Origin of the sequence: Herbihabitans rhizosphaerae (assembly GCF_004216555.1) — a bacterium.
Taxonomy (GTDB): Bacteria; Actinomycetota; Actinomycetes; order Mycobacteriales; family Pseudonocardiaceae; genus Herbihabitans; species Herbihabitans rhizosphaerae.
On the sequence record NZ_SGWQ01000006.1, the window covers coordinates 411,269 to 431,081 of the forward strand.

At 67.2% G+C, this 19,813-nt stretch carries 17 protein-coding genes; all 17 read right to left on the reverse strand.

Annotated features, from left to right (window positions below):
- Nucleotides 1–6: 6 nt before the first annotated feature.
- The gene (rpsS, locus tag EV193_RS20440; protein ID WP_130345758.1) at nt 7–288 is read right to left on the reverse strand and encodes a 30S ribosomal protein S19; all 282 of its coding nucleotides are present in this window, start codon (nt 286–288) and stop codon (nt 7–9) included.
- Nucleotides 289–305: 17 nt separating this feature from the next.
- Entirely contained in the window at nt 306–1,139 is an 834-nt protein-coding gene (gene rplB / locus EV193_RS20445) for a 50S ribosomal protein L2 (RefSeq protein WP_130345759.1), read from the reverse strand.
- A gap of 14 nt (nt 1,140–1,153) precedes the next feature.
- Nucleotides 1,154–1,453 carry a 50S ribosomal protein L23 gene (gene rplW / locus EV193_RS20450; protein WP_130345760.1) on the reverse strand — a complete coding sequence of 100 codons (300 nt, stop codon included), beginning with the start codon at nt 1,451–1,453 and terminating at the stop codon, nt 1,154–1,156.
- Complete coding sequence (rplD, locus tag EV193_RS20455) at nt 1,450–2,352, reverse strand: 50S ribosomal protein L4, sunset domain variant (protein WP_130345761.1); 903 nt, start codon at nt 2,350–2,352, stop codon at nt 1,450–1,452. Before rplD ends, rplW begins: the two co-directional genes overlap by 4 nt.
- Nucleotides 2,352–3,002: a 50S ribosomal protein L3 gene (rplC, locus tag EV193_RS20460; RefSeq protein WP_130345762.1), complete on the reverse strand. Its 651-nt coding sequence runs from the start codon at nt 3,000–3,002 to the stop codon at nt 2,352–2,354. Before rplC ends, rplD begins: the two co-directional genes overlap by 1 nt.
- A gap of 13 nt (nt 3,003–3,015) precedes the next feature.
- Nucleotides 3,016–3,321 carry a 30S ribosomal protein S10 gene (gene rpsJ, locus EV193_RS20465; RefSeq protein WP_003938093.1) on the reverse strand — a complete coding sequence of 102 codons (306 nt, stop codon included), beginning with the start codon at nt 3,319–3,321 and terminating at the stop codon, nt 3,016–3,018.
- A gap of 272 nt (nt 3,322–3,593) precedes the next feature.
- Nucleotides 3,594–4,787 carry an elongation factor Tu gene (tuf, locus tag EV193_RS20470; RefSeq protein WP_130345763.1) on the reverse strand — a complete coding sequence of 398 codons (1,194 nt, stop codon included), beginning with the start codon at nt 4,785–4,787 and terminating at the stop codon, nt 3,594–3,596.
- Nucleotides 4,788–4,922: 135 nt separating this feature from the next.
- On the reverse strand, nt 4,923–7,025 hold the full coding sequence (gene fusA, locus EV193_RS20475; protein WP_130345764.1) for an elongation factor G: 2,103 nt from the start codon (nt 7,023–7,025) through the stop codon (nt 4,923–4,925).
- Between the two features lie 46 nt (nt 7,026–7,071).
- Nucleotides 7,072–7,542 (reverse strand): 30S ribosomal protein S7, encoded by a 471-nt coding sequence (rpsG, locus tag EV193_RS20480; protein WP_130345765.1) that lies wholly within the window; start codon nt 7,540–7,542, stop codon nt 7,072–7,074.
- Nucleotides 7,542–7,916: a 30S ribosomal protein S12 gene (gene rpsL / locus EV193_RS20485; RefSeq protein WP_130345766.1), complete on the reverse strand. Its 375-nt coding sequence runs from the start codon at nt 7,914–7,916 to the stop codon at nt 7,542–7,544. Before rpsL ends, rpsG begins: the two co-directional genes overlap by 1 nt.
- Before the next feature lie 536 nt (nt 7,917–8,452).
- Complete coding sequence (locus tag EV193_RS20490; protein ID WP_207222721.1) at nt 8,453–9,256, reverse strand: D-Ala-D-Ala carboxypeptidase family metallohydrolase; 804 nt, start codon at nt 9,254–9,256, stop codon at nt 8,453–8,455.
- A 100-nt stretch (nt 9,257–9,356) separates the two neighbouring features.
- Complete coding sequence (locus EV193_RS20495; RefSeq protein WP_130345767.1) at nt 9,357–9,758, reverse strand: type II toxin-antitoxin system VapC family toxin; 402 nt, start codon at nt 9,756–9,758, stop codon at nt 9,357–9,359.
- Nucleotides 9,755–10,030, reverse strand: a complete 276-nt coding sequence (locus tag EV193_RS20500) for a type II toxin-antitoxin system Phd/YefM family antitoxin (protein WP_130345768.1) — start codon at nt 10,028–10,030, stop codon at nt 9,755–9,757. Before EV193_RS20500 ends, EV193_RS20495 begins: the two co-directional genes overlap by 4 nt.
- An 86-nt stretch (nt 10,031–10,116) precedes the next feature.
- Nucleotides 10,117–14,004 (reverse strand): DNA-directed RNA polymerase subunit beta', encoded by a 3,888-nt coding sequence (locus tag EV193_RS20505; protein WP_130345769.1) that lies wholly within the window; start codon nt 14,002–14,004, stop codon nt 10,117–10,119.
- Nucleotides 14,005–14,088: 84 nt separating this feature from the next.
- Nucleotides 14,089–17,583: a DNA-directed RNA polymerase subunit beta gene (gene rpoB, locus EV193_RS20510; RefSeq protein ID WP_130345770.1), complete on the reverse strand. Its 3,495-nt coding sequence runs from the start codon at nt 17,581–17,583 to the stop codon at nt 14,089–14,091.
- 636 nt (nt 17,584–18,219) lie between these two features.
- The gene (locus tag EV193_RS20515) at nt 18,220–19,212 is read right to left on the reverse strand and encodes a hypothetical protein (RefSeq protein WP_130345771.1); all 993 of its coding nucleotides are present in this window, start codon (nt 19,210–19,212) and stop codon (nt 18,220–18,222) included.
- Between the two features lie 21 nt (nt 19,213–19,233).
- A complete protein-coding gene (locus EV193_RS20520) occupies nt 19,234–19,797 on the reverse strand; it encodes a hypothetical protein (protein WP_130345772.1) in 564 nt (187 codons plus the stop codon).
- Nucleotides 19,798–19,813 lie beyond the last annotated feature (16 nt).

A 19,813-nucleotide genomic window follows, 5' to 3' on the forward strand; every position in this document is an offset into this window, starting at 1 on the left:
TCTCTCTTAGCGCCGACGCGCTTTGCGGTCGTCCTTGATGTGGCCCTTGAACGTGCGGGTCGGGGCGAACTCGCCGAGCTTGTGCCCGACCATCGACTCGCTCACGAAGACCGGGACGTGCTTGCGGCCGTCGTGCACCGCGATCGTGTGACCCAGCATGTCTGGGATGATCGTGGACCGGCGGGACCAGGTCTTGATCACGGTCTTCTTGCCCGACTCGTTCAGTGCGTCCACCTTCTTGAGCAGGTGGTCGTCCACGAACGGGCCCTTCTTCAGGCTGCGTGGCATGTTGTTCTACCTCCTGCTCAGCGCTTCTTGCCGGTACGGCGACGGCGGACGATCAACTTGTCGGACGGCTTGCGGCGGCGGGTACGCCCCTCCGGCTTGCCGTTCGGATTCACCGGGTGCCGACCACCGGAGGTCTTGCCCTCACCACCACCGTGCGGGTGGTCGACCGGGTTCATGACCACACCGCGGACGGTCGGGCGCTTGCCCTTCCACCGCATGCGGCCGGCCTTGCCCCAGTTGATGTTGGCGTGCTCGGAGTTACCGACCTCGCCGACGGTGGCGCGGCAGCGCACGTCGACGTTGCGGATCTCACCGGACGGCATGCGCAGCTGCGCGAACCGGCCCTCGCGGGCAACCAGCTGGACGCTGGCACCGGCCGAGCGGGCGATCTTCGCGCCGCCGCCGGGGCGGAGCTCGATCGCGTGCACCACGGTGCCCACCGGGATGTTGCGCAGCGGCAGGCTGTTGCCCGGCTTGATGTCCGCGCGCGGCCCGTTCTCGATCTTGTCGCCCTGCTTGAGCTTGTTCGGCGCGATGATGTAGCGCTTCTCGCCGTCGGCGTAGTGCAGCAGCGCGATCCGAGCCGTGCGGTTCGGGTCGTACTCGATGTGCGCGACCTTGGCCGGCACACCGTCCTTGTCGTGTCGGCGGAAGTCGATCAGCCGGTACGCGCGCTTGTGACCGCCACCCTTGTGCCGGGTGGTGATCTTGCCGTGCGCGTTGCGGCCGCCGCGCCCGTGCAGCGGGCGGATCAGCGACTTCTCCGGCTCCGACCGGGTGATCTCGGCGAAGTCCGACACGCTCGAGCCTCGGCGGCCCGGCGTGGTCGGCTTGTACTTGCGAATGCCCATGTGTCGTCAGTCCCTTACGCGGCCGGTCCGCCGAAGATCTCGATCGGCTTGCTCTCCTCGGAGAGCGTCACGATTGCCCGCTTGGTGTCCTTGCGCTTGCCGTACCCGGTGCGGGTGCGCTTGCGCTTGCCCTGGCGGTTGAGCGTGTTCACCGACACGACCTTCACGCCGAAGACCTTCTCGACGGCGATCTTGATCGCGGTCTTGTTCGCGTCCCGGTGCACCTCGAAGGTGTACTTGTTCTCCTCGAGCAGCCCGTAGGACTTCTCGGAGATCACCGGGGCGAGCAGGATGTCACGGTGGTCGGGGATCACTTGTCCTCCTCCTTCCGCTGCGATGGCGGAAGCTGGAAGCCGGCCTTCTCGGCGTCCTCGGCGGTGGCGAACCACACCTCGGCGACGGTCCGCTTGTAGAACGAACTACCGGGTAGGTGGTACAGCTTCGAGCCCTCGTTGCCCTTGATCGGGAACCCGTCGGGCACCTCGCTCGGGTCGGCCAGCGGGGCGTGGCTGCCCTGGTACGGCGCCTCGGCACCGGGTGCCGCGGGCACCTCGGTGGAGGTGGCCTTCGCCTTGGCCTTGCCGCCCTTGACCGGACCGGCGAGGAACGCGTCCAGCGCGGTCTTGGTGAACACCACGTCGTCGTTGACCAGCACGTCGTAGGTGTTCAGCTGGTCCGGCGCGATCACGTGCACGTGCGGCAGGTTGCGCACCGACACCCAGTTGACGTCCTCGTCGCGGGTGAGCACCACGAGCAGCCGCTTGGCCTCGGTGACCGACTCGAGCACCTTGCGGGCGCCCTTGGTGGACGGCTTGTCGCCGTCGACCAGGCCGGTGATCACGTGCAACTGGCCGGCGCGCACCCGGTCGGAGAGGGCACCGCGCAGTGCGGCGGCCTTCATCTTCTTCGGAGTGCGCTGGGTGTAGTCGCGCGGCTGGGGGCCGTGCACGATGCCACCGCCGGCGAACTGCGGCGCGCGGACCGAACCCTGACGGGCGCGGCCGGTGCCCTTCTGGCGGTACGGCTTCTTGCCGCCGCCGCGGACCTCGCCACGGGTCTTCGTGCTGTGGTTGCCCTCACGCGCCGCGGCCAGCTGGGCCACGACGACCTGGTGCATCAGCGCGATGTTGGCCTGCGCGTCGAAGATCTCCGCGGGGAGCTCGACGCTGCCGTCGGTCTTGCCGGCCGGCGTCTTGATGTCGATCTTGCTCATCAGGCGTCACCCTTCGCGGCGGTCTTGAGGAACACCAGACCGCCCTTCGGGCCGGGAACGGCGCCCTTGATCAGGATCAGGCCGTCCTCGGCGTCCACCCGGTGCACGGTCAGGTTCTGCGTGGTGACCCTCGCGTTGCCCATGCGGCCGGCCATGCGCAGGCCCTTGAACACGCGACCCGGGGTGGCGCAGCCACCGATCGAGCCGGGCGAGCGGTGCTTGCGCTGCGTGCCGTGGCTCGCGCCGAGGCCGCTGAAGCCGTGCCGCTTCATGACACCGGCGGTGCCCTTGCCCTTGCTGGTACCGGTCGCGTCGATCACGGTGCCGGCCTCGAACACCTCGGCGGTGATCTCCTGGCCGACCTCGTAGCTGTCCGCGTCGGTGGTGCGCAGCTCGGCGAGGAAGCGGCGGGGTGTCACGCCGGCCTTCTCGAAGTGCCCGGTGCGCGGCTTGTTCACCTTGCGCGGGTCGATCGCGCCGAACGCGAGTTGCACGGCGACGTAGCCGTCGTTGTCCTGGGAACGAACCTGGGTGACCACGTTCGGCCCGGCCTTGACGACGGTCACCGGAACGATCCGGTTGTTCTCGTCGAAGACCTGGGTCATGCCGAGCTTGGTGCCCAGGATCCCCTTCATCTGCCTGTCAGACATTTCGGTCAGGCCCTCACTGGATGTTGACGTCGACGCTGGCCGGCAGGTCGATGCGCATGAGCGCGTCCACCGTCTTCGGCGTCGGGTCGAGGATGTCGATCAGACGCTTGTGCGTGCGCATCTCGAAGTGCTCGCGCGAGTCCTTGTACTTGTGCGGCGAGCGGATGACGCAGTAGACGTTCTTCTCCGTCGGCAGCGGCACCGGCCCGACGACCCGAGCGCCGGTGCGCGTCACGGTCTCGACGATCTTGCGCGCGGACGCGTCGATCGCCTCGTGGTCGTAGGCCTTGAGCCGGATGCGGATCTTCTGTCCCGCCATGGTGGCTTGCCGTTCCTTTGGTCTCGATGCCGCTAACTAGCTGCGGTTGCGGTGCTTGCGTCCGCGCTGTTCAGGAGTCATGGTCCCCGGTCCACGCGGTCGGGTGTGTCGCGCCCGTCGCGCATACCGGTCCCACAGGATCTTCTCGTGGGATGGGATTTTTCTTCCCCGTAGTCGGGGCGGCCGAACAGCGAACATTCGGCCGCCCCGCTACGAGCAACCCGTTAAGGATGCCATACCGAGATACGGCGCCCCAAATCGGGGGGTGCTACTTACTTGACGATCTTGGTGACCTGGCCCGCACCGACGGTACGGCCACCCTCGCGGATGGCGAACCGCAGACCCTCGTCCATGGCGACCGGCTGGATCAGCGAGACGCTGATCGAGGTGTTGTCGCCCGGCATGACCATCTCGGTGCCCTCGGGGAGGGTCACCACGCCGGTCACGTCGGTGGTCCGGAAGTAGAACTGGGGGCGGTAGTTGTTGAAGAACGGCGTGTGCCGTCCGCCCTCGTCCTTGGACAGGATGTAGGCCTGGCCCTCGAACTCGGTGTGCGGGGTGTTGGTGCCCGGCTTGATGACGACCTGGCCGCGCTCGACGTCCTCACGCTTGATACCGCGCAGGAGCAGACCCACGTTGTCACCGGCCTGGCCGGTGTCGAGGAGCTTGCGGAACATCTCGACACCGGTGACGGTGGTCTTCTGGGACTTGTCCTTGATACCGACGATTTCCACCTCCTCGTTCACGTTGACCACGCCACGCTCGACGCGACCGGTGACCACGGTGCCGCGGCCGGTGATCGTGAAGACGTCCTCGATCGGCATCAGGAACGGCTTCTCGAGCTCACGCACCGGGTCCGGCACGTTCTCGTCGACCGCGTCCATCAGCTCGAGGAGCTTCTCGGCCCACTCGGCGTCGCCCTCGAGCGCCTTCAGCGCGGAGACACGCACGACCGGCACGTCGTCACCAGGGAACTCCTGGGCCGACAGCAGCTCGCGGACCTCCATCTCGACGAGCTCGAGGATCTCCTCGTCGTCGACCATGTCCGACTTGTTCAGCGCGACCAGGATGTACGGCACGCCGACCTGGCGGGCCAGCAGCACGTGCTCGCGGGTCTGCGGCATCGGGCCGTCGGTCGCGGCGACCACCAGGATCGCGCCGTCCATCTGGGCGGCACCGGTGATCATGTTCTTGATGTAGTCGGCGTGACCGGGGGCGTCCACGTGTGCGTAGTGACGCTTCTCGGTCTGGTACTCGACGTGCGCGATGTTGATCGTGATACCGCGCTGCTTCTCCTCCGGCGCCTTGTCGATCTCGTCGAACGGCGTGAAGGGGTTGAGCTCGGGGTACTTGTCGTGCAGGACCTTGGTGATCGCCGCGGTAAGAGTGGTCTTCCCGTGGTCGACGTGGCCAATGGTGCCGATGTTGACGTGCGGCTTGTCCCGCTCGAACTTAGCCTTCGCCACTGGATTGTCCTCCTGGACTTGTTCTTTCCGCCGTGTCGTCTTTTCTGCAGACCCGGCGACTCATCAGGGTCGGATGTGCGGAACCCGGGGATGCCCCCGGAGAACCACACTGCTGTGCGGTGCTCCGGTGCCGGGTTACTCGCCCGTCGCCTTCGCGATGATCTCCTTCGAGACGTTCACGGGAACCTCGTCGTAGGAGTCGAACTGCATGGAGTAGTTCGCGCGACCCTGGGTCTTGGACCTCAGGTCGCCTACGTACCCGAACATCTCCGACAGCGGAACCAGCGCCTTGACGACGCGGGTGCCACTGCGCTCTTCCATGGCCTGGATGTGGCCGCGGCGGGAGTTCAGGTCGCCGATGACATCGCCCATGTAGTCCTCGGGCGTGGTCACCTCGACCGCCATCATCGGCTCCAGCAGTACGGGGTCTGCCTTCCGAGCGGCTTCCTTGAGCGCCATGGAACCGGCGACCTTGAATGCCATCTCCGAAGAGTCGACCTCGTGGTACGCACCATCCAACAGGGTCACCTTCAACCCGACCAGCGGGTAGCCGGCCAGCACGCCGTACTGCATGGCGTCCTGGGCACCCGCGTCCACCGAGGGGATGTACTCCCGGGGAACGCGGCCACCCGTGACCTTGTTGTCGAACTCGTAGAGCGCACCGTCAGCGGACTTCTCGAGCGGCTCGAGCTTGATGATCACCTTCGCGAACTGCCCGGAGCCACCGGTCTGCTTCTTGTGCACGTACTCGTACTTCTCGACGACCTTGCGGATCGTCTCACGGTAGGCGACCTGCGGCTTGCCGATGTTCGCCTCGACCTTGAACTCCCGCTTCATGCGGTCGACCAGGATGTCGAGGTGCAGCTCGCCCATGCCGGCGATGATCGTCTGCCCGGTCTCGTCGTCGAGGTGGACCTTGAACGTCGGGTCCTCCTCGGCGAGCCGCTGGATGGCGGTGGACAGCTTCTCCTGGTCCGCCTTCGTCTTCGGCTCGATGGCCACCTGGATGACCGGGTCCGGGAACGTCATCGACTCGAGCACGATCGGGTGCTGCGGGTCGCACAGGGTGTCGCCGGTGGTGGTCTGCTTGAGCCCGATCACCGCGTAGATGTGACCGGCGCGAGCGTCGTTGACCGGGTTCTCCTTGTTGGAGTGCATCTGGAAGATCTTCCCGATGCGCTCCTTGCGGTCCTTGGTCGAGTTGATCAGCTGAGCGCCGGAGTCCACCTTGCCGGAGTACACCCGGACGTAGGTGAGCTTGCCGAAGAACGGGTGCACGGCGATCTTGAACGCCAGCGCCGAGAACGGCTCGTCGATGGACGGCTTGCGCGAGGCCGGGGTCTCGTCGTCCTGCAGGACACCCTCGACCGGCGGCAGGTCCAGCGGCGAGGGCAGGTAGTCGTTCACCGCGTCGAGCAGGGGCTGCACGCCCTTGTTCTTGAACGCCGAGCCGCACAGGATCGGGTAGGCGGATCCGTCGTGCACGATCTTGCGGATGCCGGCCTTGATCTGCTCCTCGGTCAGCTCCTCGCCGCCGAGGTAGAGCTCCATCAGGTCGTCGTCGGTCTCCGCGACGGCCTCGACCAGCTTCTCGCGGAACTCCGCGGCCTTCTCGACCAGATCGGCCGGGATGTCCTCGACCGTGTAGTCCTCACCGATCTTGACCTCGCCGCGCCAGGTCAGCGCGCGCATCCGGACCAGGTCGACGACGCCGGTGAACTCGCTCTCGGAGCCGATCGGCAGCTGGATCGGCAGCGGCTTGGCGCCGAGCCGGTCGGAGATGGTCTTGATGGTGAAGTAGAAGTCCGCGCCGAGCTTGTCCATCTTGTTGACGAAGCAGATGCGCGGGACGTCGTACTTGGTGGCCTGCCGCCAGACCTGCTCGGACTGCGGCTCGACGCCTTCCTTGCCGTCGAAGACCGCGACCGCGCCGTCGAGCACCCGCAGGTTGCGCTCCACCTCGACGGTGAAGTCGACGTGCCCTGGGGTGTCGATCAGGTTGATCTGGTGGTCCTTCCAGTAGCAGGTCGTCGCGGCGGACGTGATCGTGATGCCGCGCTCCTGCTCCTGCTCCATCCAGTCCATCGTCGCGGCGCCGTCGTGCACCTCGCCGATCTTGTAGTTGATCCCGGTGTAGAACAGGATCCGCTCGGTCGTCGTGGTCTTACCGGCATCGATGTGCGCCATGATGCCGATGTTGCGGACCTTGTTCAGGTCGGTCAGCACGTCGAGTGCCACGGAAGTTCCCCTGATCTAGGGCTGGGGGCTCCTGGTGGGAGCCGGATCACCAGCGGTAGTGAGCGAATGCCTTGTTGGACTCGGCCATCTTGTGCGTGTCCTCGCGGCGCTTCACGGAGGCGCCGAGCCCGTTGCTCGCGTCGAGCAACTCGTTCATCAGCCGTTCGACCATGGTCTTCTCCCGGCGCTGCCGCGAGAAGGTCACCAGCCAACGCAGTGCGAGGGTGGTGCTGCGGCCGGGCTTGACCTCGATCGGCACCTGGTAGGTGGCGCCACCGACACGGCGGCTCTTCACCTCGATGGTCGGCTTCACGTTGTCCAGCGCACGCTTGAGCGTGACCACCGGGTCGGTGCCGTTCTTGTCCCGAGCGCCCTCGAGCGCCCCGTAGACGATCTTCTCGGCGACCGAGCGCTTGCCGTCCACCAGCACCTTGTTGATCAGCTGGGTGACCAGCGGCGAGGTGTAGACGGGGTCGGAGATCAGCGGCCGCTTCGGGGCCGGTCCCTTGCGGGGCATCAGCTCTTCTCCTTCTTCGCGCCGTACTTGCTCCGGGCCTGCTTGCGGTTCTTCACACCCTGCGTGTCCAGCGAACCGCGGATGATCTTGTAACGAACGCCGGGCAGGTCCTTCACACGTCCGCCGCGCACGAGCACCATCGAGTGCTCCTGGAGGTTGTGCCCCTCACCGGGGATGTACGCCGTGACCTCGATGCCACTGGTCAGCTTCACGCGAGCGACCTTGCGCAGCGCCGAGTTCGGCTTCTTGGGGGTGGTGGTGTACACGCGAGTGCACACCCCACGGCGCTGCGGGGACTCCTTGAGCGCCGCGGTCTTCTGCTTGACAGCCTTGTCCTGGCGGCCCTTGCGGACCAGCTGCTGGATCGTGGGCATAGACCGGCTTTCTCTGCGTTCGTTTCACCGTGCTCTGCTCGAGCACTGTTGGCTCTTCGGTTCCGTATCCCGAGGTCGGGCGTGTCGGCCTTCCCAAGGCCCTATGCGGGATGCATTATCCCAAGGGGTCTGGAGTCACCAGGACGACCAGGACACCGCGCACAGGCACACGGATCGACCCGACATAGGTCGGGCGCGAGTAGCAAAGATACCTGCCCGCCCGATCGCGGATCAAATCGGGGTCCCCTTCCGGCCGCGGACACCGCACCCGGCGGCCGGTCCGCGCCCGCGTGGACCGCCACCAGCCTACGCTCGACGGTGCGCCGGAACGTCGCACGGGTATCGTTCGACGCCCCGCGAACCCGGTATGAAATCGCACGTCTGCGCTTTCTCCGCAATGCGCCGATCGGGCGCCGCGAATGCTCGGTCACACGTATTCCGTGATTCCTGAAATGCGCCGATGCACCGCCGTTGACCTGCGGTGATCACATCGGACACCACACATCCGGCGAATTCGGCGTCCGCGTCCTTACCGGTCAGTCACCTTTCGCGTGCATTCTCGGAATCGCGAGTTCCGCGCCGCCACCCGGTACGGCCGTCGCGATGCCGCAGTCCGGCGCGGACCAGAAGCGGCTGGACCGGCCGTCGGCGTGCACGTGGTCGTCGTGCCCCTGGAAGCCCGGGCCGAGGATGCCGTTGAAGCCGTGGTTGCGCGCCTGCTTGGCCAGGGTGCACAGGGAGTGCGGGCCGGCGCCCAGATCGACGGCGTCGCCGTACAGGTGACGGCTGTCCGGCGCACCGCCGACCGCGTCGTTGCACGAGCGGCTGCGGAACCCGCTGGTGACCGTGATCGGCTGGTCTCCGAGCGCGTGCCGCATGGCCTGCAGCTTCCACATGCTCACCAGCGCGCTCGCCTTGGCCGCCGAGGCGGAGACGGCGCCGCCCGACCAGTCGGAGTTGCATCGGTTCAGCTCCGCGAAGGTGAAGTTGACCGGCGTGCAGTCGTCGTCCTGCAGCGCGTAGATCTTGCCGTACGTCGCCGAGTCCGCGACTCCGGTCTGGGACAGCCCGTAGGCCTGCTGGAACCGGGTGACGGCCGCCTTGGTCGCCGGTCCGAAGTCGCCGTCGAGCCCCAGCACCTCACCCTGGGAGACATGGCCCGACAGGCGGATCTGCAGCTGGCGCACGTCGTCTCCGTTCGCCCCCTCGGACAGGTTCCGGCTCCAGGTGTAGCAGCCGTCCGCGGGGGCCGCGTCAGCCGTTCCGGAGGCTAAGCCGACGACGGTCATGGTCAGGGCGAGGGCCAGCGCGGCGACCACGCTGACGACACGGGCGGACATGGTGACCTCCATGGGCAGGGAAGAGAGTCACCAAGACCCTGGCGCAGACGTGAAAGGATCACCACCGGCCAATCGGAGTATTCGGGCGCCCCCGAAGGCGCTACTCGGCTCCCGGTGCGACGACCGCGAGACCCGCGCCCTCGGCCGCCGAGGCCAGCCGCTTGTCGTAGGTCACGAAGGCCTCCACGGTCTTGCCGGCCGCGACCGCCAGCTCCGCCGTCGCCAGGTGAATCGCGTCCAAGGAGCGCAACAGCGGGTCAGGATAAGCCGCCGCGGTCGCCCGCACAGCCGAGTCCATCACGATCCGGTTGATCCCGGTGAGCACACCGGGCATCGCGGCCAGGCGAGCCGGCGAACCACGCCGCAGCGCCCGCGCGACCTCGATCTCGGCCAACTCCGACGTGACAACCGGGCCGCGCTCGTTGAGCCATTCCACCAGCACCTGGCTCTCGCCCTCCGGCCGGATCAGCTTCACGATCGCGCAGCTGTCCAGGTAGATCACGTGCGCTCCTCGTCGCGCATCTGGCGAATGAGAGCAGCGGCGTCCGCGCCGGGTTCGATCTCACCCTCGGGCGCCACGAACGGCCTCGGGTTGGTCGCCGGCGTGATCCAGCCGGCCGCCACGAGATCGTCGAGCTCACTCCCGACCGGGGTGATCCGGGCGACCACCTTTCCGCGATTGGTGATCTCCAGAGCATGCCCTTGCTCGACACGCTTCATCACACTCGCGGTGTCCTGGTTCAGCTCCCGCATCGGCACCTGCTCGTCACCCATGCCGGCGAGTGTACTACACGGTTACTACATTCGCGCATGAGTCGGCCCCGGTGCCTGGGACACCGGGGCCGAACCGTCGATCAGAGTTACCTGTAGTCGCGACCGAAGTCGTAGTCGTCCAGCGGGACCGCGGCACCGGTGCCGGTACCGAACACGTCAGGCGTGTAGTAGCCGTCGTCGTAGGACGGGATCGCGTACGCCGCGACCCGGGCCTCCTCGGTCGGCTGCACCTGGATGTTGCGGTACTTGTTGATGCCCGTACCGGCCGGGATCAACTTACCGATGATCACGTTCTCCTTGAGGCCGACCAGCGAGTCACTGCGGCCGTTGATAGCCGCGTCGGTGAGCACGCGGGTGGTCTCCTGGAACGACGCGGCCGACAGCCACGAGTCGGTGGCCAGCGACGCCTTGGTGATACCCATCAGCACCGGGCGACCGGAAGCCGGCTCGCCGCCCTCGGCGACGACCCTCCGGTTGGCCGCTTCGAAGTCCGCACGCTCGACCAGAGCGCCGGGCAGGAAGTCGGTCGCACCCGAGTCGAGGATCGTCACCCGGCGCAGCATCTGCCGGACGATCACCTCGATGTGCTTGTCGTGGATGGACACACCCTGCGCCCGGTACACCTTCTGGACCTCGTCCACCAGGTGCAGCTGCGCCTCGCGCGGACCCATGACCCGCAGCACCTCGTGCGGGTTCGGCGTGCCCTCCAGCAGCGGCTGGCCGACCGTGACGTGGTCGCCGTCGGCGAGCGGGCCGTCCGGCGTCACGGCGAGCCGCTGACGCTTGGACAGCTTGTCGAAGACGATCTCGTCGCTGCCGTCGTCCGGGATCAGCGTGATCTTCCAGTACCGGTCGCCGTCCTCGATCCGCACCCGGCCGTCGACGTCCGCGATCGGCGCCATGCCCTTCGGGACGCGGGCCTCGAACAGCTCCTGCACACGCGGCAGACCGGTAGTGATGTCGTCACCGGCGACACCGCCCTGGTGGAAGGTACGCATGGTCAGCTGCGTGCCCGGCTCACCGATGGACTGCGCGGCCACGATGCCGACCGCCTCGCCGACGTCGACCAGCTGGCCGGTCGCCATCGAGCGGCCGTAGCAGACCGCGCACACGCCGACCGCGGACTCGCAGGTGAGCACGCTGCGCACCTTGGCCTTGGTGACGTCGGAACCGAGCAGCTTCTCGATCGCCGGGTCACCGAGGTCGTCGCCGCGGTTGAGCAGCACGTTGCCGTCGGAGTCGGTCACGTCCTCGGCGACCGTGCGCGCGTACGCGTTGGTCTCGACGTGCTGGTGCCGCACCGTGCCGTCCTCGGCGAGCGTGGCGACGATGCCGCGGCTGGTGCCACAGTCGACCTCGCGCACGATCACGTCCTGCGACACGTCCACCAGACGACGGGTCAGGTAACCCGAGTCGGCGGTACGCAGCGCGGTGTCGGCCAGACCCTTGCGGGCACCGTGCGTGGCGATGAAGTACTCACCGACGGACAGGCCCTCGCGGAAGTTCGCCTTGATCGGCCGCGGGATGTACTCACCCTTCGGGTTGGACACCAGACCACGCATACCGGCCAGCGACCGGACCTGGGTCATGTTGCCCGCCGCGCCCGACTTCACGATCGTGGAGATCGGGTTGGTGTCCGGGATGTAGTCCTCCATGGCCGCGGCGACCTCGTCGGTGGCCAGCGTCCACACCTTCACCAGTTCGGCGTTGCGCTCGGCGTGCGAGAGCTGGCCGCGCTGGTAGCGCTTCTCCACCTGGTCGGCCTTGGCCTCGTAGGAGTCCAGGATCTCCTTCTTGCGCGGCGGGACCAGCACGTCGGAGATCGCGATCGTGACGCCGGACCGGGTGGCCCAGTAGAAACCGGCGTCCTTCAGCTTGTCCAGCGTGCGGGCCACGGTGACCATCGGGTACCGCTCGGCGAGGTCGTTCACGATCGCCGCCTGCCGCTTCTTCGGCATCGGCTCGTTCATGAACGGGTAGTCCTCAGGGAGCAGCTCGTTGAACAGCACCCGCCCGAGCGTGGTCTCGGCCAGCCACGGCGTGCCGGGCTCCCAGCCCTCCGGCTGCATGCCGGGGCCCGGGGTCCGGTCCGCGAGGCGGATCTTGACCGGCGCCTGCAGGCTGACCGACTTGCGGTCGTAGGCCATGATCGCCTCGGCCGGCGAGGAGAACGCCTGGCCCTTGCCGAGCCCGTCCTCGTCCAGCCTGGTCAGGTGGAACAGGCCGGTGACCATGTCCAGACGCGGCATGGCCAGCGGACGGCCGGACGCCGGCGACAGGATGTTGTTCGAGGACAGCATCAGGATCCGCGCCTCGGCCTGCGCCTCGGCCGACAGCGGCAGGTGCACCGCCATCTGGTCACCGTCGAAGTCCGCGTTGAACGCCTCGCAGACCAGCGGGTGCAGCTGGATCGCCTTGCCCTCGACCAGCTGCGGCTCGAAGGCCTGGATGCCGAGGCGGTGCAGCGTCGGCGCGCGGTTCAGCATCACCGGGTGCTCGGTGATGACCTCTTCCAGCACGTCCCACACGGCCGGGCGGGCACGCTCGACCATCCGCTTGGCGGACTTGATGTTCTGCGCGTGGTTGAGGTCGACCAGCCGCTTCATCACGAACGGCTTGAACAGCTCCAGCGCCATCGCCTTGGGCAGGCCGCACTGGTGCAGCTTGAGCTGCGGGCCGACCACGATGACCGAACGGCCGGAGTAGTCGACACGCTTGCCGAGCAGGTTCTGGCGGAACCGGCCCTGCTTGCCCTTGAGCAGGTCGGACAGCGACTTGAGCGGGCGGTTGCCCGGGCCGGTGACCGGCCGGCCGCGGCGGCCGTTGTCGAACAGCGCGTCGACGGCCTCCTGCAGCATCCGCTTCTCGTTGTTGACGATGATCTCGGGCGCGCCGAGGTCGATCAGTCGCTTGAGGCGGTTGTTGCGGTTGATCACGCGGCGGTACAGGTCGTTCAGGTCGGAGGTGGCGAACCGGCCACCGTCGAGCTGAACCATCGGCCGCAGGTCCGGCGGGATCACCGGAACGCAGTCGAGCACCATGCCCATCGGCGAGTTGCGGGTCGCCTGGAACGCGGCGACGACCTTGAGCCGCTTGAGCGCGCGGAGCTTCTTCTGCCCCTTGCCGTTGCGGATCGTGTCGCGCAGGTTCAGCGCCTCGGCGTCCACGTCGAAGTCGGCGGCCAGCTTCTGGATCGCCTCGGCGCCCATCGAGCCGGTGAAGTACTCGCCGTACCGGTCGATCAGCTCGCGGTAGAGCAGCTCGTCGGCGATGAGCTGCTTGATGTCGAGCTTGGTGAACGTGGTCCAGATCTCCTCGAGCCGGTCCAGCTCGCGCTGGGCCCGGTCGCGGAGCTGGCGCATCTCCCGCTCGCCGCCCTCCTTGACCTTGCGGCGCACGTCGGACTTGGCGCCCTCGGCCTCGAGCTGGGCCAGGTCGGCCTCGAGCTTCTGCGCGCGGGCCTCGATGTCGGCGTCGCGCTTGTTCTCCACCTGCTTGCGCTCGACGGAGATCTCCGACTCGAGCGTCGGCAGGTCGTTGTGGCGCAGCTCGGTGTTCACCGTGGTGATCACGTACGCGGCGAAGTAGATGATCTTCTCGAGATCCTTCGGCGCGAGGTCGAGCAGGTAACCGAGGCGGCTCGGCACACCCTTGAAGTACCAGATGTGCGTGACCGGCGCGGCCAGCTCGATGTGGCCCATCCGCTCGCGGCGCACCTTGGCGCGGGTCACCTCGACGCCGCAGCGCTCACAGATGATGCCCTTGAAGCGGACACGCTTGTACTTGCCGCAGTAGCACTCCCAGTCCCGGGTCGGACCGAAGATCTTCTCGCAGAAGAGCCCGTCCTTCTCCGGCTTGAGCGTGCGGTAGTTGATCGTTTCGGGCTTCTTCACTTCGCCGTAGGACCACTGGCGAATGTCGTCTGCGGTGGCGAGGCCGATACGGAGCTCGTCGAAGAAATTGACGTCCAGCACGTCTTCTCTTCTCCCCTTCGAGGGTTGTCTGGCTGAGGGTCCGTCAGCTCGGCCGGCCGGTGTGGCCGGCCGAGCGGCGGGGAGTTAGTTCACGACGTCGTCCACCGAGGGCGACTCCGGGCGGTTCAGGTTGATGCCGAGGTTGGCGGCGGCACGTTCGAGATCCTCGTCGTCGCCGTCGCGCATCTCGATCGCGGCACCGTCGCTGGACAACACCTCGACGTTGAGGCACAGCGACTGCAGCTCCTTGAGCAGCACCTTGAACGACTCCGGGATGCCCGGTTCGGGGATGTTCTCGCCCTTGACGATGGCCTCGTACACCTTCACGCGGCCGAGCACGTCGTCGGACTTGATCGTCAGCAGCTCCTGCAGCGTGTACGCCGCGCCGTAGGCCTGCATCGCCCAGCACTCCATCTCACCGAAGCGCTGGCCACCGAACTGCGCCTTACCGCCCAGCGGCTGCTGGGTGATCATCGAGTACGGGCCGGTGGACCGGGCGTGGATCTTGTCATCGACCAGGTGCAGCAGCTTGAGGATGTACATGTAGCCGACCGCGATCGGGTACGGGAACGGCTCGCCGGAGCGACCGTCCAGCAGGACCGCCTTGCCGTCGGAGTTGACCATCCGCTCGCCGTCCCGGTTGGGCAGCGTCGAGCCGAGCAGACCGGTGAGCTCGTCCTCGCGGGCACCGTCGAACACCGGCGTGGCGGTGTTCGTGTCCGGCTCCACGTTGTAGAGCTCCTCGGGCAGCTTGGCCGCCCACTCCGGGTTGCCCTCGATCTTCCAGCCCTGCTTGGCGACCCACCCGAGGTGCGTCTCCAGGATCTGGCCGATGTTCATCCGTCGCGGCACACCGTGCGTGTTCAGGATGATGTCGACCGGCGTGCCGTCCGGCATGAAGGGCATGTCCTCGGCGGGCAGGATCTTGCCGATGACGCCCTTGTTGCCGTGCCGGCCGGCGAGCTTGTCGCCGTCCTGGATCTTGCGCTTCTGGGCGACGTAGACCCGCACCAGCTCGTTGACGCCCGGGGGCAGCTCGTCCTCGTCCTCGCGGGAGAACACCCGGATGCCGATGACCTTGCCGGTCTCGCCGTGCGGCACCTTCAGCGAGGTGTCGCGCACCTCGCGCGCCTTCTCGCCGAAGATCGCGCGCAGCAGCCGCTCCTCCGGGGTCAGCTCGGTCTCGCCCTTGGGCGTGACCTTGCCGACCAGGATGTCGCCGGCCTGCACCTCGGCACCGATCCGGATGATGCCGCGCTCGTCGAGGTCGGCGAGCACCTCCTCGGAGACGTTCGGGATGTCCCGGGTGATCTCCTCGGCACCGAGCTTGGTGTCGCGGGCGTCGATCTCGTGCTCCTCGATGTGGATCGAGGTGAGCACGTCGTCCTGGATGAGCCGCTGCGAGATGACGATGGCGTCCTCGTAGTTGTGGCCCTCCCACGGCATGATCGCCACGAGCAGGTTCTTGCCCAGCGCCATCTCGCCGTCTTCGGTGCACGGCCCGTCGGCGATGACCTGGCCGGCCTCGACGCGGTCGCCCTCGGAGACGATCGGCTTCTGGTTGATGCAGGTGCCCTGGTTGCTGCGGCGGAACTTGTACAGCCCGTAGGTGCGGCGAGCGCCCTCGTCGTCCATCACGGTGATGAAGTCCGCGGACAGCTCCTCGACCACGCCGGCCTTCTCGGCGGTGACCACGTCACCGGCGTCGACCGCGGCCCGCAGCTCCATGCCGGTGCCGACCAGCGGCGACTCGCTGCGCAGCAGGGGCACGGCCTGACGCTGCATGTTCGCGCCCATCAGCGCGCGGTTGGCGTCGTCGTGCTCAAGGAACGGGATCATGGCGGTCGCCACGGACACCATCTGCCGGGGCGAGACGTCCATGTAGTCGACGTCCATCGGGTCGATGAAGTCGACCTCGCCGCCCTTGCGCCGGACCAGCACGCGGTCCTCCACGAAGTGGCCGTCCTCGTCGATCGGCGCGTTGGCCTGCGCCTTGACGAAACGGTCCTCCTCGTCCGCGGTGAGGTGGTCGATCTGGTCGGTGACCTGACCCTCGACCACCTTGCGGTACGGCGTCTCGATGAAGCCGAACGGGTTGACCCGCCCGTAGGAGGACAGCGAGCCGATCAGACCGATGTTCGGGCCTTCCGGCGTCTCGATCGGGCACATCCGGCCGTAGTGGCTGGGGTGCACGTCGCGGACCTCGAAGCCGGCGCGCTCACGGGACAGACCACCCGGACCGAGTGCGGAGAGGCGGCGCTTGTGGGTGAGGCCGTCCAGCGGGTTGGTCTGCTGCATGAACTGCGACAGCTGCGAGGTTCCGAAGAACTCCCGGATCGCGGCGACCACCGGGCGGATGTTGATCAGGGTCTGCGGCGTGATCGCCTCGACGTCCTGGGTGGTCATCCGCTCGCGGACGACGCGCTCCATGCGGGAGAGGCCGACCCGGATCTGGTTCTGGATCAGCTCGCCCACGGTGCGCAGGCGACGATTGCCGAAGTGGTCGATGTCGTCGGTCTCGACCGGAACCTCGACGCCGCCGGGGGCGGTCATCATTTCCTCGCCGGCGTGCAGCCGGACCAGGTAGTCGATCGTGGTGACGATGTCCTCTTCGGTCAGCACGCCGCTGCCGCCGGGCGGGTTGATGCCGAGCTTCTTGTTGACCTTGTACCGGCCGACCTTGGCGAGGTCGTAGCGCTTGTCCTTGAAGAACAGGTTCTCCAGCAGCGTCTGCGCCGACTCCTTGGTCGGCGGCTCGCCGGGACGCAGCTTGCGGTAGATGTCCAGCAGCGCCTCGTCGGTGCCGCCGGTGTGGTCCTTCTCCAGAGTGGCCAGCAGCGTCTCGGAGAAGGTGAACCGCTCGCGAATCGCCTCGGTGGTCCAGCCGAGGGCCTTCAACAGCACGGTCACCGGCTGGCGGCGCTTGCGATCGATGCGCACGCCGACGGTGTCGCGCTTGTCGACGTCGAACTCCAACCAGGCACCGCGGCTCGGGATGATCCGGGTGCTGAACACGTCCTTGTCGGTCGTCTTGTCGACCGACTGGTCGAAGTAGACGCCGGGCGAACGGACGAGCTGGGAGACCACGACCCGCTCGGTGCCGTTGATGATGAACGTGCCCTTGTTGGTCATGACCGGGAAGTCACCCATGAACACCGTCTGGCTCTTGATCTCGCCGGTGGTGTGGTTGGTGAACTCGGCCGTGACGAACAACGGCGCCGCGTAGGTCATGTCCTTGTCCTTGCACTCCTCGACGGAGGCCTTGACCTCGTCGAAGCGCGGATCGGAGAAGGACAGCGACATCGATCCGGAGAAGTCCTCGATCGGGGAGATCTCGTTGAGGACCTCTTCCAGGCCGCCGGTCGGGCTCTCGTCGCCGGCGTCGACGCGGCGCTGGAACCACGCCTCGTCGCCGGTGAACCACTCGAAGGACTGGATCTGCAGATCAAGCATGTCGGGTGCGGCGAGCGGCTCGCGAATCTTCGCGAAGGAGACTCGTTTCGGGGCGCCGGGGAACGAAGAACTTTGTGCGGTGGAGTTGGTCGCAGCAGTGGCCTTGGTCGCGCGGGAGACTGCCAAGATGCGTCCTTCCAGGACTATGTGCGGTCGACAGCCGCGCTAGCAGCGCTGTAGCACGACTGTCAAGGGTGCGGTGGTGCCCAGCATCTTAGCTCCCGGTTAAGGGCACGCAGAAAGTGGGCAGCGCAAAGTAGCAGTCTAGCCGTTTGGACGGCGACTGTCGAGGGGCCGCCAGAGACCGGCACCCGCGCAGTTCGTGCTCCCCAACAGCGTGACCCCGGCGCGTGCTCCAGTCAAGATGCCACGCCTCGATCGCCCCGACTGGCGGAGCTATCGACTACCCCATGTCACAGCAGCCCAGCCCCACAGCACCCTCCGTGCTGTTGATCAGCTGTGTTTTTTATCGAGGGCAAGGTCGCCGAGTCGGCTTCGCCGACGGCCTGTGGTCTTTTTGCTTTGGTGGTTGCGGGCCGCGAGGTGGGTGGCTGAGTTGATTGGGTGGTCCAGCCACGCCACCTCCACGACAGCGGGCTCGTTCCTCGCCCGCTGTCCCTCCGGCGTCGTAAGGGCGACCGCCCTCGACAATGAATTTCGACCTCAGCGTGGCTTTCGATCGGCGCGGTCAAGCGGGCCGGCGGCGTGAAGTCGGTAGGTGGGTAGGTGGGCCGTTTGAGGCGACCCTGCCCTCGATAAAATTCAGCACTTGGGGGCGGGCTGGCCGTTTGAGAGGGTCTGGCCGAACATGTCGAACTCGACGATCTTCCACACACCGTTGTCGCGCTCGGCCTTCACGCCGAACTGCGCGCCGCTGGCGTTCTGCTCCTTGGTGGCCGTGCGCACCTGGTTCTGGTCCACGAACACCAGCAACTCGGCGAGATCGCCCTCCAAGCGCGTGACGCCGATCTCACGCACGGTCGTGGTCATGACGCTCTGCTGACCCGGCGCCAGATTGTGCACCACGCCGAACAATTGCTCGTACTCGCACAGTGCCTTGCCGGCCAGCTTCTCCCGCACGACCCGCTTGGTGCTCTCCAGGTCGGTGTAGTTGTAGGAGAACGTCCGGCCGATCGCGTCGGTCATCTGCGCCTTCACCTGTTCGGTGTCGGCCACGTTGGTGAGCGCCTGGTTGTTCTCGTCCACGTCGCCGGTGAGGTTGTTCGACTCGATCGCGAACCACAGCGCGAGGCCGGCGAACAGCAGCGCCACCAGCCCGACGGCGATCGCCGCGTTGAGCCCTTTCGCGCGCTGCTTCGTCGACTCCTCGGACTCGGTGTCGCCTTCCTCGTCGTCCTTGTCGTCCTCGTCGTCGGCGACCTCGGCGGTCTCCTCGATCGGCTTGGTCACGCCCGTACTGCGATGCTTGCCGGACGGCTTGGCGACCATCTCCGTTTCGTCGTCCTCGGGTTCCGGGGATCCGCCGATCACCGGCTCGGAGACGATCTCGCGCTCCTCGAGGGACTCCTCCGCGGATTCCTCTGGGGACTCCTCGGTCTCGACCGTGTCGTCGAACCGCACCGCGCCGGCCGGCTCGGTGGTCTCGACGGTCTCTTCGGTCTCCTCGGCGACGTCGTCCGTCTGCTCGACCGCGGGCTCCGCCGGGGACTCGGGCCGGCGCAGGCCGGCCACCCGGGGACGGCGGGACGGCCCCGAGGACGGCCTCGGTGGCGTTCGGCGGCGGGACGGTGGCACGTGAAGGGTCCTCTCAGCTCGCTAGCCGGCTTGGGTGAACGGCACCTGGCCGAGCCCACTGAGCTTCCAGCCGTCGTCGGTGCGCGTCATCGTGGCCTGCATCCGCATGTACTTCGGCTCCGGCGGCTTCTCCGCCTCGCTCACCATCAGCCGCACGGCCGCGATCAGGATGGCCTCGCCCTTGTGCTCCTCGATCTTCGTCACGGCCGCGCGCAGCATGAACGCGTCGCTGACCGTCTTCACCTGCTCGAGGACCTTCTTGTTGTTGGCCCGGTTCTTCACGATCTCCTCGTGGTACGGGCCGGTGGACACGCTCAGCCAGCGGTCGAACCCCTCGTCGGCCTTGCGGTGGTCCAGCGACAGCAGCGTGACGATCGCGCCCTGGCCGGTCCGGCTGACCTCGTCGCGCATCGAGGAGTACTCGCGCTTGTCGTCGCCGGAGGCGTTCATCCACGCCACACCGAACCACACCGCCGCCACCGCGGCGACGACCGCGAGCGCGATCGCGACGAGCAGGAACGGGTGTGCCCGCCGTGGTTTCGGATCGCCGGTCGCGGGACCGGTCTCGGTCGTGGTGCTAGCCATGTTTCTCCAGGGTAGG

Coding starts and splice junctions, on each gene's coding strand:
- rplD (WP_130345761.1), bottom strand. CDS start 2,352: ATGAGCAAGATCGACATCAAGACGCCGGCCGGCAAGACCGACGGCAGC.
- rpsG (WP_130345765.1), bottom strand. CDS start 7,542: ATGCCCCGCAAGGGACCGGCCCCGAAGCGGCCGCTGATCTCCGACCCC.
- EV193_RS20520 (WP_130345772.1), bottom strand. CDS start 19,797: ATGGCTAGCACCACGACCGAGACCGGTCCCGCGACCGGCGATCCGAAA.
- rpsL (WP_130345766.1), bottom strand. CDS start 7,916: ATGCCCACGATCCAGCAGCTGGTCCGCAAGGGCCGCCAGGACAAGGCT.
- rplB (WP_130345759.1), bottom strand. CDS start 1,139: ATGGGCATTCGCAAGTACAAGCCGACCACGCCGGGCCGCCGAGGCTCG.
- EV193_RS20500 (WP_130345768.1), bottom strand. CDS start 10,030: ATGGGTGACGAGCAGGTGCCGATGCGGGAGCTGAACCAGGACACCGCG.
- EV193_RS20490 (WP_207222721.1), bottom strand. CDS start 9,256: ATGTCCGCCCGTGTCGTCAGCGTGGTCGCCGCGCTGGCCCTCGCCCTG.
- rpsS (WP_130345758.1), bottom strand. CDS start 288: ATGCCACGCAGCCTGAAGAAGGGCCCGTTCGTGGACGACCACCTGCTC.
- rpsJ (WP_003938093.1), bottom strand. CDS start 3,321: ATGGCGGGACAGAAGATCCGCATCCGGCTCAAGGCCTACGACCACGAG.
- rplC (WP_130345762.1), bottom strand. CDS start 3,002: ATGTCTGACAGGCAGATGAAGGGGATCCTGGGCACCAAGCTCGGCATG.